This window comes from Thermovibrio ammonificans HB-1 (genome assembly GCF_000185805.1).
GTDB lineage: Bacteria > Aquificota > Aquificia > Desulfurobacteriales > Desulfurobacteriaceae > Thermovibrio > Thermovibrio ammonificans.
The window spans coordinates 23,378-37,654 of record NC_014917.1 but is presented as its reverse complement, the minus strand read 5'-3'; the positions used below and the strand labels follow the sequence as shown (position 1 = coordinate 37,654).

General features: G+C 51.2%; 20 protein-coding genes. 12 read left to right on the top strand and 8 right to left on the bottom strand.

The window, feature by feature from the left end:
• Positions 1–12: 12 nt before the first annotated feature.
• The 3 genes from THEAM_RS09065 to THEAM_RS09055 all read left to right on the top strand — a co-directional run bounded on the left by THEAM_RS09065 (position 13) and on the right by THEAM_RS09055 (position 2,430).
• On the top strand, positions 13–504 hold the full coding sequence (locus THEAM_RS09065; protein ID WP_013524939.1) for a PIN domain-containing protein: 492 nt from the start codon (positions 13–15) through the stop codon (positions 502–504).
• A 20-nt stretch (positions 505–524) separates the two neighbouring features.
• Positions 525–854, top strand: coding sequence for a hypothetical protein (locus THEAM_RS09060; protein ID WP_013524938.1), 330 nt, complete (start codon positions 525–527; stop codon positions 852–854).
• Positions 855–996: 142 nt separating this feature from the next.
• Positions 997–2,430 (top strand): S8/S53 family peptidase, encoded by a 1,434-nt coding sequence (locus THEAM_RS09055; RefSeq protein ID WP_013524937.1) that lies wholly within the window; start codon positions 997–999, stop codon positions 2,428–2,430.
• Positions 2,431–2,456: 26 nt separating this feature from the next.
• On the opposite strand, the gene THEAM_RS09050 is transcribed toward THEAM_RS09055, so the two are convergent.
• The 6 genes from THEAM_RS09050 to THEAM_RS09025 all read right to left on the bottom strand — a co-directional run bounded on the left by THEAM_RS09050 (position 2,457) and on the right by THEAM_RS09025 (position 6,856).
• A complete protein-coding gene (locus THEAM_RS09050) occupies positions 2,457–3,242 on the bottom strand; it encodes a hypothetical protein (protein WP_013524936.1) in 786 nt (261 codons plus the stop codon).
• Positions 3,239–3,436: a hypothetical protein gene (locus THEAM_RS09045; protein ID WP_013524935.1), complete on the bottom strand. Its 198-nt coding sequence runs from the start codon at positions 3,434–3,436 to the stop codon at positions 3,239–3,241. The genes THEAM_RS09050 and THEAM_RS09045 overlap by 4 nt, the downstream gene beginning before the upstream one ends.
• Positions 3,433–3,981, bottom strand: a complete 549-nt coding sequence (locus THEAM_RS09040) for a hypothetical protein (RefSeq protein WP_013524934.1) — start codon at positions 3,979–3,981, stop codon at positions 3,433–3,435. Before THEAM_RS09040 ends, THEAM_RS09045 begins: the two co-directional genes overlap by 4 nt.
• Before the next feature lie 65 nt (positions 3,982–4,046).
• Positions 4,047–4,400 (bottom strand): hypothetical protein, encoded by a 354-nt coding sequence (locus THEAM_RS09035; protein WP_013524933.1) that lies wholly within the window; start codon positions 4,398–4,400, stop codon positions 4,047–4,049.
• A gap of 9 nt (positions 4,401–4,409) precedes the next feature.
• The gene (locus THEAM_RS09030; RefSeq protein WP_013524932.1) at positions 4,410–6,035 is read right to left on the bottom strand and encodes an ICP22 family protein; all 1,626 of its coding nucleotides are present in this window, start codon (positions 6,033–6,035) and stop codon (positions 4,410–4,412) included.
• A complete protein-coding gene (locus tag THEAM_RS09025; protein ID WP_013524931.1) occupies positions 6,032–6,856 on the bottom strand; it encodes an AAA family ATPase in 825 nt (274 codons plus the stop codon). Before THEAM_RS09025 ends, THEAM_RS09030 begins: the two co-directional genes overlap by 4 nt.
• Before the next feature lie 282 nt (positions 6,857–7,138).
• Here THEAM_RS09025 and THEAM_RS09020 point away from each other — a divergent pair, with 282 nt between their 5' ends.
• The 9 genes from THEAM_RS09020 (at position 7,139) to THEAM_RS08980 (ending at position 12,396) form a co-directional block, all read left to right on the top strand.
• Positions 7,139–7,618 carry a hypothetical protein gene (locus THEAM_RS09020; RefSeq protein WP_013524930.1) on the top strand — a complete coding sequence of 160 codons (480 nt, stop codon included), beginning with the start codon at positions 7,139–7,141 and terminating at the stop codon, positions 7,616–7,618.
• A gap of 27 nt (positions 7,619–7,645) precedes the next feature.
• Entirely contained in the window at positions 7,646–8,062 is a 417-nt protein-coding gene (locus THEAM_RS09015; protein WP_013524929.1) for a hypothetical protein, read from the top strand.
• A complete protein-coding gene (locus tag THEAM_RS09010; RefSeq protein ID WP_013524928.1) occupies positions 8,059–8,823 on the top strand; it encodes a hypothetical protein in 765 nt (254 codons plus the stop codon). Before THEAM_RS09015 ends, THEAM_RS09010 begins: the two co-directional genes overlap by 4 nt.
• Complete coding sequence (locus tag THEAM_RS09005; RefSeq protein ID WP_013524927.1) at positions 8,807–9,496, top strand: DUF5131 family protein; 690 nt, start codon at positions 8,807–8,809, stop codon at positions 9,494–9,496. Before THEAM_RS09010 ends, THEAM_RS09005 begins: the two co-directional genes overlap by 17 nt.
• Before the next feature lie 8 nt (positions 9,497–9,504).
• Complete coding sequence (locus tag THEAM_RS09000; protein ID WP_013524926.1) at positions 9,505–9,774, top strand: hypothetical protein; 270 nt, start codon at positions 9,505–9,507, stop codon at positions 9,772–9,774.
• Positions 9,775–9,776: 2 nt separating this feature from the next.
• Positions 9,777–10,154, top strand: a complete 378-nt coding sequence (locus THEAM_RS08995) for a hypothetical protein (RefSeq protein ID WP_013524925.1) — start codon at positions 9,777–9,779, stop codon at positions 10,152–10,154.
• Complete coding sequence (locus THEAM_RS08990; RefSeq protein WP_013524924.1) at positions 10,147–10,467, top strand: hypothetical protein; 321 nt, start codon at positions 10,147–10,149, stop codon at positions 10,465–10,467. The genes THEAM_RS08995 and THEAM_RS08990 overlap by 8 nt, the downstream gene beginning before the upstream one ends.
• A 14-nt stretch (positions 10,468–10,481) precedes the next feature.
• On the top strand, positions 10,482–11,321 hold the full coding sequence (locus THEAM_RS08985) for a tyrosine-type recombinase/integrase (RefSeq protein ID WP_013524923.1): 840 nt from the start codon (positions 10,482–10,484) through the stop codon (positions 11,319–11,321).
• Between the two features lie 97 nt (positions 11,322–11,418).
• Complete coding sequence (locus THEAM_RS08980) at positions 11,419–12,396, top strand: M50 family metallopeptidase (RefSeq protein ID WP_013524922.1); 978 nt, start codon at positions 11,419–11,421, stop codon at positions 12,394–12,396.
• On the opposite strand, the gene THEAM_RS08975 is transcribed toward THEAM_RS08980, so the two are convergent.
• On the bottom strand, positions 12,397–13,605 hold the full coding sequence (locus tag THEAM_RS08975) for a hypothetical protein (RefSeq protein ID WP_013524921.1): 1,209 nt from the start codon (positions 13,603–13,605) through the stop codon (positions 12,397–12,399).
• Positions 13,562–14,266, bottom strand: coding sequence for a thioredoxin domain-containing protein (locus THEAM_RS08970; protein WP_013524920.1), 705 nt, complete (start codon positions 14,264–14,266; stop codon positions 13,562–13,564). The genes THEAM_RS08975 and THEAM_RS08970 overlap by 44 nt, the downstream gene beginning before the upstream one ends.
• Positions 14,267–14,277 lie beyond the last annotated feature (11 nt).

Genomic DNA, 14,277 nt, shown 5'->3' with positions numbered 1-14,277 from the left:
AAGGAGGTTACGATGTCAGAAACAGTTGTGGTCATCGACTCCAGCAAGCTGTTTCAACTGCTCAACTTCACCTGCCTTCAGGAATATGGTCGGCAGGTGAACAGTCCCCTGAAAAGGGTAATCGAAGAGGCCAGAAGGCGGAACTGGTTGTTAAAGACAACGGAAGTGAATCTCCGTAGGGCCAAGAGGGCTCTTGCCAGGAAGCTGCGGCTTCCTCTCTCAGGGGAGGAGCTGGAGATGCTTCTTAACATTGCTGAAGGCCGGATTAGGCTGTTCGTTGAGGTCATCAATAAGGAGTACTACCTCGAGAAGCTCCCGCAGGCTGTGGAGCTTCTCGAGGATAGGGAAAAAGAGCCGGAAGATGCACATGCTTTAGCCTTGGCAATGGCCCTGGTAGAGCAGGGCTATCAGGTTATCCTATGGGCCAACGATGATGATTTTACGGGAAAACAAGCCCTGATAGCAAGGCTCGGAATAGAGCTCCGTAACAAGCTGGTAGATTAAACCTTTTACATGGAGGAGAAATGTTACCTAAAGAAGAGATAGTGGTCAGAATCGACCCCGAGTGCAGAGAAGCAGTTGGCGAAAAAGAGGTCAAGAGCGTAATCGTGGTCTGCGGCGACAAAGCCGTAGGCAAGTTTCCGACTCTTTCTGAGGCTGAGGAAACTTTAACCAAGGAGGTGCGTTCTGGAGAAGTTGAGAAAGAAGAGATTGAAAAAACATGGGTAATAGTAGAAACCTGGGACGGGGAAAAAATTGCATGTAAGGTGAGACTCGACTCAGTCACCAAAAAGAGACCTCCAGGGAATCATAATACTCCCCGTTGTACTTCTCGTCGCCGCCCCCGTCTTTAGAAGGTGGTCTGCCCCGGGCCACCTTAACTAATAAGGAGCTTCCCGCTCCAACGAGTGCCACCGAACTCTCCACGGGCGTAAAGCCGTCCAGCTCTTATAGACCTCAATTGTCTGCCTATATTTCTCACTTAGGAGGTAAAATATGCGTAACTTTACACTCAACTTTAAAGATTTAAAGCAAGCTGTCAAGTCTATAACCGTAACTGCTCCCTCTACAATTGCTATCTTTGTAATAGCTCCAATGTTACTATTAATATTGCTGATGATTTCGTTCGTACCATCGATAAACTCAAATAAGAATTTGACTTTTCTTGGAGTTCAGTTATCTATTATTTGGGTAACGGCCCTTTCTTTATCCACTTCTATCTCTTTGCTTTTTCTATTTTCTCCCCTCAGAAAAGTCTATACTCTTCTTTCTCCACTACTTGAAAAAAAAACTGGTTATCGGAAGTTTGTTGGCTTCCTCTGTGGATATCCTCTTTCTGGAGTACTACTTCTACTCGGCCTTAGTTTACCCTTGGCTATTTATTCGGAGTCCTATCTTATTCATGCAAGCTTTATTGCCATTATCACTCAGTTCATACTCCTAAACGCTCTTGTGGCATTCAGTATCTATTTGCTCCTAACCAAAAAACCAGTTGGCGAAGAAGATGAGTATAAGGTTAAGTGCTCCATAACCTCTCTTTTCTTCATAATCTTTGTAGCTTACATGGGCTTGTTCGTGTACAAACTACACTCCTTTCACGGTCTATCTTTGAAAAACGCAACCGTCAGCTGGAAGAAGTTCAAAGAAGATGGTTCTGAGAGGGATTTCATTTTTGGAGAACCTGAAGAGGATACTATAACGATTCACTCATATCTATTAAAGCTCTCGCAAGCATTTGGGGTAGGCCCCGAGCACGATAAGCAAGCCAAAGAAGCCTTTGAAAAACGCCTCTCGGAAGGCCTCAAAACTAAAGAGGCCACAGTAGTGGTTATAGACTTTTTCGGGAATAAGAACAAGAAGCTTCGCTACTGTTTCACAAATAAGGCACTCGGTTTAATGGTCTTCCTACTTCCCTGTTACTTCACTCACGGGGAACTGGTAGAGAAGGTTCTCAAAACTGCCCTACCAAAAGAGCTCAAATATCACCTTGTAAGGAAGAAGGCAGAAGAATGGGAGGAAGCTTTAATCCAAATTCCTCGAGAATTTGATAGGGAATTAGTCTTAGTCAACATTTCCCTTGAGGTAAAAAAGAGAGGAATATGCTCTTTTGAATATGAATACCAAATCTCCCAGGCTCTAACAAAGCTTGACAAGTCCGGTATCCGCGTTTTCCAAGCAGCAGGGAACCTTGATGAAGATTGGAAGTTTGGAGACCTCGAACTTGCCAAACAGATTGCCTTTATCCTGCCGAACATTACAACCGTTGGAGCCAGAGAGTTTCAGGTTGGAGAGCTAATAGCCCCTGGCAGAGTAATTTTCCGCTGGCCTAACGGGGTTGAGCTTTCAGTTGAAGGCACATCTTTTTCAACTCCAATCGCCCTTGGAGCCGTTTTAAGAGAGAAGCTCAAAGAAGAAGAGAAAGGGAATTAGGCAGAGCTTCGAAGCTCTGCCTGAGCTCACTTCAAAATCCCCAGTCTCCTTGCATACTCCACCCAGAAGGGGTCTCCGAACCGAACTCCCTCCGTAAGGTTGACGAAAAAGGAAACCACGTCGTTCCTGTGGGGCAGAACCTTTTCCCACTCAGGGTTAGTCAGGTCAAAGGGGTCAAGCTCCGGAGCGACTTCCTCAAAGTAACTCGGCAACCAGCCCGCCCCGAGACAAATCGGGTAAAAGGCCGGAACTATCTGCTTTCCCCACAGGGAGGCTACCTTCTCAACTACCTCCTTGGCCACCTCAAGGTGCTCTCCCTGCTGGGCCCTCTTAAAGAGGGAGTGGAACCGCCTGATTTCCTCCTCCCCTATGGGATAGTCCTTCTTGAGGGCGAGCCAAAAGAGGGTTTCTCCCCCTCCGTAAACGGAGCTCCACACGGGGTCGGGCTCCCTGAAGTGGACGTGTCCGATTTCGTGGAGCAGAACCGATAGTGGGGGAACCTCAGTCCTGAAGCTCACCTCTCCGGCCTCTATAAAGGCTATCCCCATGGTTTTAGAGGAGTAGCCCTTCTCTTTGAGAATAGCGTCAACTCTATTGCGGGCCTCCTCCAAACTGACTAATCCGTTCTGGGTAAGGGTTTCCCAGAACTCTATCTCATCAATAACTTCAGGGTTCCTATCGGCTACCTGGAACTCCTCCCGCCATGGGATTACCTCTACTCTGCGGGCAGTTTCAACAAACTCCGGGAACTTGCCCTCAAGAACCTTCAGAGTATCCGGGTAGTGCTTTTCGAGAAGCTCTATTGCTTTCAACTTCCCCTCCCCGTCTCAATAGCCTCTTTTTGAAACTGGCCATATCCTCTCCTTGCAAGTGTTTTTGATATTAGCAGTATAGCCTTACGTTCCGATTCCTTCTCTATCAGTTTAACAAGAGCCTTCACGGCCCCGTCAAGGTCAGAGCCGTGGGCTTTCAGAATCTCTTTTACCTGCTCCCGAAGCTCTTTCATTGAAGCTCCTCCAGGAGCTTCAAGAGAGCCTTCCTCTTTTCAGCGGGAAGCTCCCCGACTATCGGTTCAAGCTCCTTGAGCTTGAGCTTCCTCTCCAGCTCCCTTACGGTTTTCTCCTTCTCCTTGAGCTCCTTCAGGAGCTTCTCAACCTCCTGCTTGAGCCTACGCTTTTCTTCCTCAAGAGCTTTCTTCTCCTGTTCCTTGAGAGCTACTCTCTCTCCTAAAATCTTCAGACTTGCCTCCTTCTCTGCTACCTCCCTTTCCAGCCTTCGGAGTTCCTTAACGAGTTCTTCGTATTTGGAGAGGGGAACACCGTTTTCTACTATCTCCCTAACTACCTCTTTCTCCCCCAGCTTATTCCTGAGCCAGTTAAAGAGCTTTGAAAAGTCCCCCTCCCAGTATTTCTGGCCTTCTTCCACCACACGACCGAACCCCACCGTCTCTTTCTCAATCCAGTCGTAGGCGGTGGTTCTACTCTTCACCGCCCCGCTTTCTGTTAGAACCTTGACGATTTCGCTAACTGCTATTCTGCTCTTTCCTTCCATCTACTTAACCTCCTTGTAAGTATTTTTACTCAACGACTGCCCATGCGTCGTAGAGAATGCCGCATTCATCTTGCCCCCCATTCAACTAACCCCTCCTCTTTGAGCTTCTGGAGGGCCCCGTAGAGGAGTTCTTTCATCTCAGGCAGGTCAGGAGCAAGGATAACAACCTCGTCTCCCTCTACCCTTTGCCTATAATGGCCTGCGTAGTCTGGCAGGCCGAAAAGCCATTGCCCAAGTGTTTTGGGAGCGTTTGGTAGGCTCACAGGCCTGCCGCCGATAACAAGCTCTACGGGCTGGTGATAAAGGGAGTTCTCCCGGGCAACAGTCCTGATTGCAAACTTCAGCTCAAACGGGTCGCCCTTGAGCACTTTAACTTTGGCAACCTCAACGAGGTCGTTTGTTCTTGCGGGCACTTTCATAGCAACCTCCTACAATTCTTCATTCAGAACGGTGATTACGCCGTCCCAATCGCCTACTGCATACCAGTAGGCGATTTTATCTTTAACCCCCCAGAGTTCATTTGGGAGGTATTTTTCTAAGCTCCCCGGATTGGGCTTAATCGGCTTATCGTAGGTGGCACAGCAGTAAGTATCAAGTGCCACCATTTGGGCCGGAGTTTTTTCGAGGAGCTTCCTGTAAACTGAAACTCCGTCCCAATCCGTAAGGGCTACGACGAGCTTGATGTTGTATTTCCTTATAAGCTCGTCGTAGAACAGGTGAACTTTCTCCCACCTACACTCCCAGAAGGTAGCCTCAACGCCGTCCACTACCACGGTGGCAGGAAAGGCATTTTCGTTGATGATAAGAATGACCTCGTCCCTCCAGAGCTTTGCAAGCTCAACGAAATACGGAACGAGGTCAAGGAACGAGTGCATGCTCCCGCTAACATCAACCATCAGCAGAAGCCGGCCGTTCTCCATGTCAGTTTTAAAGGCCGTGTATGGAGAACGGCCCTTGAGCATGTTCAGGAGGGCCTTTTTGGAGTCAATCCTGGGAGTGGCCCTCCCGTTTGAGACGAAATCCACAGCCCGCTTGAATATCTTTTTGAGGGCCCTGAACTTCCTCTTATTCACCTTACCAGCCCACCTTTCAAGCGGGCTGGGCTCGGTAAGATAGGGGAGATTGAAGTCCCGCCTCGGTGCACGGGCGGGTTCAACCTCTATATTCAAAACTTCCTCTATGAGAGAGGAAGTATAATCTTCCTCAGAGGGGTTGGAACTCTCAGCAGGGTCAACCTGCTGAGAGTGAGCGAAACTGGCCTCACCGGCGGGTGGCCTCTCTGCCTCTTGGCCAGCCCGCTCCCCCTCTCTCTCGCCTGCATCGGTAAGCTCATCGTCGCCCTCCTCTGCACCCTTTTGGGCGGAGTTAAGCTCCTCAGAGCCGCCGGTCTCTGAGGAACTCCAGAGGGACGACGGGGAGGTTTCAGCACCGACGAGTCTATCCTTAAAGTCTGCTGATGCAGACTTTAAGGAGAAGTCGGTGCCTCTATCGGGGACTCCTCCCAACCCCGCCTCTGGCCCGGGCGGTTCGGCTTCCTCCGGAGAGGTAGATTCGCACGAAGGCGAATGCCTCTCCTTCAGAGCCTCCCCGCGCCCCGAGCCAGAGGAGTGAGAGGGCTGCTGTGCACTACTGTTTTCAACCCCCTCACTTCTCTGGCCCTCTGGGCGGGCCTCTCCGCCCTCAACTTCGTTTGCCTGCGACTCGCCGCCGTGGCAGTCGTCGCAGGTTTGAGAGGAAGACTCAACGACGGTATCGTCCTCTATTTTGTGAAGACGGCGGCCCTCCTCGTGCCTCCTGAGCCAAGCAGACAGCTTGCTCAGGAGGCTCTGGATTTTGCGGTGGTCTTCAGGTGAAGCCACCGTAACGAAATACCCGATAGTCTCCCCAAAGGGAACAAAGAAAAACTCAAGCCCCCTATAAGAGACCGTCAGGCCCTCTGAAATCAGGAAAAAGGTCGGGGAAACTTCCTCTCCGACCTCTCTCAGGGCGGCGGCGAGAAGCTCCCACCGCCCGTTCCACTTTGAAGGGAGAGCTTTTTCTACTACTTTCCTCATTTCGCCTCCCTCCTGTAAAGGTCAAGGAGAGCGTTCGCCAGATTGGCAAGCCCGACAAACCTCTCCTTTAGGGCCAGCTCATACTCTTCGTTACGGCAGAGCCAGCCCTTGACGAGAAGCTCTACCTCCTCCCGGTTCTCGCACACCGGGAGATTCAGGTAGAGCTGTTTTAGCTCAAAGAGGCTTATATCCAGCCCCTTTGAACGAATATAAGCACCCACCTTTGCCACAAACTTCTGCAGGGTGGGAGCTTCGTAAATAACCGGCTCATACTCCATGTAGCGGAGTATGAACCGGCGAACGCCGTCAAGATAAAACTCCGACGGCGTTCCAGCGAGGAGCTGGGCCTCCACCTCAGCGGGCAGAAAGCCCAGCTCCAGCTTAAAAAGGCGGCGGGCCAGAGGGTCAATGATTTCCCTCTGGCCGTTGCTGGTAATCCAGACCTGTAAGTTGTCTGGATTACCAAAAAGAAACCCGCCCTCCGGGAGCGGGAGGCGGGCGTTTTGAAGAAAGTCCAGCAGGAGGGCATCAATCCTGCTGGACGCCTTGTCTATTTCGTCCAGCAGGAGAACAACCCTCCTGCTCTGCGAGAGCCTGAGTGCCCTCGCCAATACACCCTCCTTGTAGAAGCTGGAGGGCGTCTCTATCCCGGCCATGGTTTTGGCCACAGCCGGGATAGAAATCTCAAAAAGAAAATCCTCTGCCACGCTCCACTCGTGGCAGAGGTAATAAATAAGCTCCGCCCCCTGCTGGCGGGCTGAGTATTCAGCGAGGGCGGTTTTCCCCGCCCCAGCTGGCCCAGAAAGAAGAATCGTTTTCATCGCTTTCAGCCTCCCTGCTCCTGTCCTCTACCTCTAATTCTATTCCAGACGGCGAACAGCGTCAAGTCCAATTCCTGTTCAGATGAACACAACAAACATTATATTTGGCGTTGGTCTCTCTAACTTACATCTGCGTTTAGAGTTTTTATTCAATCTACATCGAAACACTTGCCACCTGCACAGGTGGGCATTATATTGAGCGTCAGATAAGGGAACTTATCTGACACGCCCTTCGAATATTTTCCAAAACCTGAGCCAAAACCGTAGTTATGGGAGGGCAAGATGCTGCGGGCAAAACCCTCAATTGTCTCTGCTGTCTTTGTTGCTACGGTAATAACCGCAACAATCTACGCAGGCCTCATCTATGTAAACATCAAAAAAACAGCTAAAGCGGAAAAAATCCTCCAGCATCAGAAATTCATAGAAATGAAATTTAAAAAATACGGGCCAAAGCTGGAGGAAAAGGCCGTGAACGCCCTTTGCAACTGTATTCAAAGTAAAACTCTGGCAGATGCGAAGATGTGCCTCATCAAGACAGAGGCGGACTACTTATATGAAGCACTTCCAAATCTGGTGCAAAGCATAGAAGATGCCTGTATAAACTTTATCCAGGAACAGGACAAGAGTATTGACTACGACTCTGCCCAATCTGCCTGCGAAATAATTGCTCGTAGGTATGGCGATAAGCTCCAGAGTAAACTCAAAAGGGAACTGGAACAGGCTTTCTCTGAGTGCTACCAAAGGAAACTGGAAAGTAATTGAAGAATTCTTTTAAAAAGGAGGAAAGGAATGGCGGAGAAACTCCTGTCCAGAGAACTCCACAATGAAGTTTTCAGACTGTTTTACGAAGGATACGAAGGGAGAACTCTTCCCTCCTCCCTCTACACCTTTGCCTGCAACCGTGTAGTAGAGGAGATAGACGAAGTAGAGGAATTCTTCTACCACAAGGGACTGGAGGGACTTGTAGTAGAGCTGAAAGAGGGAGTAAGTGCCTCTCCCGACCTTGCCCGCAGGATAGAGAAGGTCTTCTGGAATGCCGTCAGAGACGGAGAGGCCTACCGCAGGTGGAAAAGGGAGAGGCTGAAGGAACTGATACTGGAAAAGGCTGGAGAGCTCTCCCCAGAAATGCCCCTAAAGAAGGCATTAGAGGCGGTAAACGAAATAAGCAGGCTGGTTGGAGAACTGAACGTGGAGGTAAGAAGATGATTTACCTTGATTTTGGAGAAAAAGTATTCCTTGCTCCGGTTTTCGCAGGAATGGAGCACCCCTACGATGTTCTTGAGGGAAGGCAGTTTCTAATCAAAGGAGCGTCAGACCTGATAGTCGTTTTTTACCCCGAAAGGGCAACCTGCGACTCTCCGTGGGAGTGCCAGCCGGCTGAGGTTTTTAATACCGTCTGGAAAGCTCCCGTTCTTCAGGGCTCTACCGAGGACATAGTGGAGTATTTAGAACCCATCTATCCTCTAACTCCCGCCAGAATTACTCCCCTTACAGAGCCCCTGCCAGAGGTAGAGGTTAAAGACCTTGAGAGGAAAAGGCTCAATCGTGTCAAAAATTGGTTGAGGTTTATGAGGAAAGTCAAAAAGGAGAACCCCGACTGGCTGGTATTTCCCTTAACCCTCTCAACTCTGCGGCTCAACTATAACGAATTCCGTCGTCTTAAAAGGGATTACGCCTACTTTATCGGCCTTGACGAGGACACGATAGAGGAAATGGCAAGGTCAAGTGAGGTATCGCTGGTTTCCTGTGCAATCTCCTCTCTTAAAGAGGGACTAATAAGGAACGGTTTTGAGGAGCTGGTTCAGACCTTTATTCCCTCTCCAGAGGAACTGGACTCTTACTCTACAGCCGTTTTTTTACAGGGCAACCGTGCACAAGACCCAGTTTACCGGAAAGTTAGCCTTGAAGGAATAAGGAAAGAGCTGAAAAAAGAACTCCAAGAGGTAGAAAATGACCACCAAGATTGACTGGACGGATAGCGTCTGGAACCCCGTCTGGGGGTGCACCTACTCCTGTCCCTTCTGCTACGCCCGTAAATTCGCCAAAAGGTTTTCTGGACAGGTGGCAAGGTGGAACGGGCTTTCCCAGAAAGAGGCCGAGAGGCTCAAGGAGTTTAAACCCGTGTGGCTACCTAAAAACTTTTCCCGCCCTCTTAAAGGCCGTGTTATCTTTGTTAACTCAATGAGCGATTTGGCCGACTGGAAAGAGGAATGGACGGAGAAGGTTTTAGAGAGAATTAAAGAGGAACGGGAGAGGGTTTTCTTAATCCTCACCAAAAGGCCAAAGGGAGCTCTCAAGGTTCTCAAGGGAAGGGAGCTCCCCCCAAACCTGTGGCTGGGAATTTCGGCTACAAATCCTAAAGAGCTTGAAGAGAGGGTAAGGGAGCTTGTAAAGGCTGACACTCCCAACCTCTTTGTGAGCTTTGAGCCCTTTTTAGCCCCGTGGAGAGCTCCAAAGGGGAGAGAGGTAAGGAAAATCGGGTGGGTAATCTTCGGGGCTCAAACTAACCCCCTGAAGCTCCCGAAGGGGACGGACTTAATCAGGGCTACGGAGTTTTTTGAGGGGCTTGGTATTCCCGTGTGGCACAAGGACAACCTGAAAGGAGCAGGAATAGAACTCAAGAGAGAAAGGCCGTTTTAGAGGTAGAGGTGAAGGAGAAGGAGGCTTTGGAATTCCTGCTGGAGCTTGGGAGAACTGCCACAGCCCTGTGGTTGATTGAGGTTGCGGCGGGAACTGCGGCGGTAGCAAAGGGGCTCTTTGAGAGCTCCCCCGCCGTGTTTTTGGGAGGGCTCTTTGTGCTGGGCGGGACTGCGGCAGTTGCGGGAGACCTGAAGCTCAACTCAAGGATAACCCCGCTGGGCAGGTGGGGAATAGGAGCGGTGGCCGTTGGGCAGTTAACAATCGTGCTGGGAGGTTAGTAATGTGCAGGGAAGGTGCTATTTTTATGGCCTTTTTAGTCTCCTTCGGGGCGATACTCCTTGCTCCCCAATCCCTGCTTTCCCAACCGCACCTGCCTGCACTCCTCTTTCAGACGACGCTGGGGGTGGTTCTTATCTTCTTTCCCTTTCTTGTGCTGGACTTCAGGGAAAGGGACGACTGCTACCTGATGGGGAGAAAGCTCCAGAAAGTAGCCTTTGAGGGAGTGGTTTTGTTCAGCCTTATGGGAGTGATAGAGCTCTGTATTCCTAACTCTCACCCGCTACCTTTAGTGATAGCCCTTTTCGTGAGCCTTATTACCTACGCCTTCGGCAAGTGGCTTGAAACGGAATACGGGAAAAGAGAGAAGAGAAATGGATAAGGTTCTCTGGTCAGCGTTCTGGGTCTTTCTGGGAGTAGCCACGGCCGTTTTCTTCGGCTACTCCTACTACCTGTGCCACTCTTACAAGGAAGGCTGGCTCTCTATTGACAGGGAGCTTCCTAAAGAGTGCTACACGGCCGAAAAGGAAGAGGAGCTGTTAGAGAAGAAAAGGCGGTTTTACCGGGTAAAAGCCCAATACTGCCCCGACGAGCCCAACAGAGTGCAGTTAGACTGCAACGGCAAGACGGTAATCTACTACGGAGTGTCTGGCGTCTGGGAACCTGAAGGAGGAAAGGCAATCTACCTGTTTTGAGGAGTAGAGAACAGATGAAGCTCTCAGAGCTCTATACCGACTGGCTCCTTGCCCTGCACAATTCCACGAGTCCCCACACCTACCGAATGTATAAAAAGCGTGTGGGGGACTTGATTAAAGCCCTTGAGGTCTTGGGAGCCGAAACAGTTGAGGACTTGCAGGGACAGACCGGGAAAGAGCTCCTCTACCACGCCCTACAAAAGCACTCTCCCAGCGTGGTAGAGCAGAGCTTGGCTGCTTGGAGCAACTTCAGGGACTTCGTTGAGGCAGTCAAGGGAATAACCCTGCCTTCCATTCCAAGGAGAAACCTACCAAAGCCAAAGGAGAAAAAGCCCAAGCCCATCTCAAGGGAGGAGCTTCGGAAGCTCCTTGATTACCTGAAGGAAAAGGACAAGGAAGCCTACCTCGCCGCCCTGCTGATGGCCTACGCAGGTTTGAGGGCGAGCGAGGTCTTGAGCCTGAGTAAGTTCAGTTTTCAGAGGGAGGGGAACAGGTTGATTGTGAGAGTAAAGGGTAAGGGGGGCAAAGAGAGAGTCGTGCCTCTGCCCGCAGGAGTAAGCAGGGAGATAGAGGAGAACCTCAACCTCTTCCCCCTCTTTAAGTGGAGCTCCTCTCCCTACTACAGGTTATACAGAAAGCTCAGGCAGGCTGGGAAAAGAGTAGGAATAGCCGACTTCCACCCCCACAGGCTACGCCACACCTTCGGAACAGAGCTTGCGAGGAGGGGAGTAAGGCCTGAGGTAATAAGGACTCTAATGGGGCACAGCAATCTGAACACCACCGCCGGCTATATAGGGATAGCTGATGAGGAGCTCTTTGAGGCGGTGGAGAGGCTGGAGTTTAAGGGACTTTAAGGAAAGCAGCTCCGGAAGCCTACAAATTGAAGGTAGGCAGTCAACTACCCCCGACTAAAGTTGAAAAGCAGGGTTTCCGACCGCAAGGGAGGTTTCTATGAGTATCTTTGTGGCTCTTGCAATACTCGAGCTTCTGATACTTGCACACGAGCTCGGCCACTTCATAGCCGCAAGGGCCTTCGGAGTGAGAGTGGAGACCTTCTCCATAGGCTTCGGGCCGAAGGTACTGAAGTTCCGCTGCTGCGACACGGAATTTGCAGTAAGCCTGATTCCCCTCGGCGGCTACGTTAAAACGGCCAACGAAAGCCCCGACACGCCTCCGTGGCAGAGGATAGTAATAGCCCTGGCAGGGCCGCTGATGAACCTGCTGCTTGCCGTTATCTGCTTCACGGCAGTTTACCTCTCCGGAGTGGTGATTCCTGACTCGAAAGTCGTTAAAGTCTTACCGGGTTCGCCTGCCTACGAGGCCGGAATAAAGAGCGGCGACAGAATCTTGAAGGTCAACGGAGAGCCGTTCCGTTGGAGTCTCTTTGAGAAGGCCGTGGAATCGGGCAAGGAGGTTAAACTCACGATTCTTAGAGACGGCAAGGGGCTCTCCGTAACGCTCAAGCCCGTCTTTATGGAGAAGTTCCACAGAAGAATCTCGGGAGTTTTTCTGAATTACAGGAAAGTTAGCTACCCGCTTCCTGAAGCTCTGAAGAAAGGCTTGCAGGAGTACGCAAAGCTGTCTGCACTCTTTTTTAAGACGCTCTACAAACTTGCAACCGGCAAGGTATCCCTGAGGAGTATCGGCGGGCCGATACTCTCAACCCAGGAGCTTCAGAGGGCCGTTCACCAAGGAATCACCGCCCTACTGCTTTATGCAGGCTTTATTAGCCTGCAACTGGGCTACTTTAACCTGCTGCCGCTACCGGTTCTCGACGGTGGAGCGATTCTGCTTCACCTTGCGGAAGCTCTCAGGGGCGGCAGACCGGTGCCGGCGGTCGCAAGAGCCGTTTTCAACCTAATCGGGCTCGCTCTACTTGCAGCAGTTGTTCTTATAGGGCTCGCAAACGACCTCAAGAGACTGCTGTGACTACCCCGGCCCCTGCATAATAGCTTCCATGAGCTTCCTTCCCGTCGATGGAACTTTCAGAGAATCGGCAATCATGGTTCTGTATCTCTCGGCGGCAGACTGCTCAAGGGCAATGATGTTCCTTCTGCTGGCTTGACCGAAGCTACTTGCAAAGGTTCGGTACTGTTTCTCTACCCTGTCCAGCAGGGCCTTGTTTTCGAGAACGCCCCCTTTACCGGTAGAGTTGCTACCCGCAGACAGGGCCTCCTCAACGGCGGAGAGGAAGCTCTGTAGGTCAAGAGCGGCAGCGTATTGGGCCATTTGATTTACATAGGCGAAAGCCACCGACGGACTGAAGTGGGCAACCTGATAGAAGAAGTCGTAGGGTATCTGATAGCCCCCGTATTTTGCGTCCGTCAGGTCGATTCCGGAAGAGGTGAGCTTCACCTTTTTAAGGTCAATCTCCCCGCCTACCGTTATCCAGGGCCCGTAGTCCCTGTAGTACTCGTCGGCCGAGAGCTTCCCGTCGTGAATCTTCTCTGCTATTTCCCGGTATTTGTCGTAGTAGGTCTTGTAAAAGGCAGAGTAAACGTCCGCAAGGTGCCAGGCGGGAGAGTAGTAGGAGGTCTCCAGAGAACCTCCGTTGGCCTCAAAGACAACGGTTCCTATCACGGCCTTTATGAGGTCGGCCGTATCCGGGTCCTTGACTATCTCGTCAACTACGTCAACCTTACGTTTGCCGAAAACGGCCTCAAGGGCCTTCCCGGGGGCAGAACATATGTCAGGGTCTCCGACAACAGACATGCACAGTCCCTCAAGCCCTTTACCGTTCTTACTCGCCTCTTCTTGGGCCTTCTTGTAGAGGGCACAAGCGTCGAAGTTGTACTTGAGGGCAAGCTCTGCCATGGAGTTCAGCTTGGCAAGAACGGAATACAGGGACGGAGCCACCTTTGCGAGTAGGTATTGAGCAGCTCCCAAAAGGAGCGTTTTCTTGTTGCTTACCACCGTGTCGGCAATGTTTTTCACGTTGTCCCAGACGGCTGAGTAGTCTGTTGTAAAACCGAGCGCGTCGCACGAGAGCCGGCTGCTCGTTCCGATTTTCAGGTTTGCGATATTCGAGGGCGGAGAGGTTCTATAAGCCCTGTATTCAAAGCCCTTGACACCCGTCAACGGGTCTGCAAAGGCACTACCGGTTAGAAGAAGTGTCAACAGAAGACTCAATCGCCTCATCTCTCTTCTCCTTCAGGAAGTTTACGAGCTTCAGAACCTCAGCTCCGGTCAGCTCTGCCACAACCCTATCTCCCTCAAGTAGAACGGCCGTGGGAAGAGCAGATACTCCGAGCTGAGACAGAAGCTCCGGAGTAGCCTGCCTTACCTCTGCTATTCCGAGTGCCGCCGCAAAGAGCCTGCCGCTGTTGAGGTCTCCGACGACAAAGGCCTTAGTGGGAAGGTTGAAACCTTCCCGGAGCAGAGAGGCAAAAAGGAGCGGGGAATAGCGGCGGCATGCAGGGCAGGAGGGAGAGAAGAAGTAGTAGAGCTGATACTTTGAAGAAATCCTGCGGGCAAACTCAAGTTGAAGCAGTCTCACCTGCTTCTCCGCTTCGGCCACACGACTGACAAACTCCTCGTAGGCTCTCCAATACTTGCGGACGTTCTCGGGAGAGGGGTTCTCAAGGAGCTTCCGGAAGGGACGAGGAAGGTTCTCAGGGAGGAAGTCCTGCCAGGAGAAGGTCTCTTCTTTGTGATTCCTGCCCGCAGGAACGCTCTTCACGGACTTCTTAACCTGCTGCCTTTTTTCCACCTGCGCCCTATCTCCCCACAGGCCGTAGTTGAAATCCTTAGCCTGTGCCGTAACCGTCAACAGCAATACAAGTAGCAGAACTCTCTTCACAGCTTTGCCCC